General features: G+C 58.9%; 1 protein-coding gene and 1 pseudogene. One reads left to right on the top strand and one right to left on the bottom strand.

The features are described 5' to 3' along the window. Positions 1–467: pseudogene (locus A7X77_RS33635) on the top strand (metallophosphoesterase); the annotation flags it as partial. A 6-nt stretch (positions 468–473) separates the two neighbouring features. On the opposite strand, the gene A7X77_RS30865 reads toward A7X77_RS33635, so the two are convergent. Continuing rightward, the coding region (locus tag A7X77_RS30865; RefSeq protein WP_210179776.1) for a hypothetical protein at positions 474–918 on the bottom strand (445 nt) is incomplete at its 5' end.

Here is a 918-nt window from a genome sequence, read left to right as displayed (position 1 = left end):
GGTTCGCCGGTGGCACCTTGTGGACCGACTTCCGTGTCCTCGGCGGCGATCCGCAACTAGCAATGGCTGCCGCCCAGTCCGGCATGAACGACTTCCGAAAGATCAAGTTCGCGAAGGTGCCATTCCAAAAATTCAAACCGATACACGCCTACCGCAAACATATGGAGACGCGCGCATTCCTGGCCTCGGAAATGGAGGGTTCACGGACGACAAAGACCGTGGTCGTCACGCATCATGCTCCGTCGGCGCGCTCTATTTCGAACGAGTTTCGGAGCGATCCACTCTCGGCGTGTTACGCGTCTGATCTCGAGAACCTAATTGTCGATACCCAGCCGGCGCTGTGGGTACATGGCCACGTCCATCATCGGAACGACTACTTGGTCGGCGACTGCCGGGTCGTTTCCAACCCACGCGGATATCCGGGCGAGGGGGCGAACTTTGACCCAGCGTTCACCGTCGAAATCTAGGAGCGGCTAGAACTGCAGACCCGGCACATATTCCGACACGTAATCGGGCTTCGGCCCGCCTAAAGACTGAGGGATGTAAGCGAGTCCTTTCCAGCCGTAGGCTTGCTTGAGATGGTCTCGCAGCGCTTTTCGGATGCTTGCGCCCCTCGAAGGGAGATCGAAGGAGCGACCTCCCTCGAGGAGATGAATGGCCGGCTGCGGGCAATCTCGATAGTGCAGGTGATCATCGAGGTTGACCCTCTCGGTCTCCGAGGCGACCAATGAGAATACCCGGAATTCGTCGGCCTCGATCACTCCTGACATTCGGCTCAGCCCCTCCGCGACGGTGGCGTCTTCGGCCAACGAAGAGCAGACGTATGCGACACAGTCGACGCGTTCCGGCTGAGGGTCGTGATGCTGGGCAAGAAAGATGGTGGTGCTTCTCACGAAGCCTTTCGGCGGAAAGAACTTG

Source organism: Rhizobium bangladeshense, assembly GCF_001662075.1.
GTDB lineage: Bacteria > Pseudomonadota > Alphaproteobacteria > Rhizobiales > Rhizobiaceae > Rhizobium > Rhizobium bangladeshense_B.
Note: the sequence above shows the minus strand (reverse complement) of the source record. Positions and strands in the feature narration are given on the sequence as shown.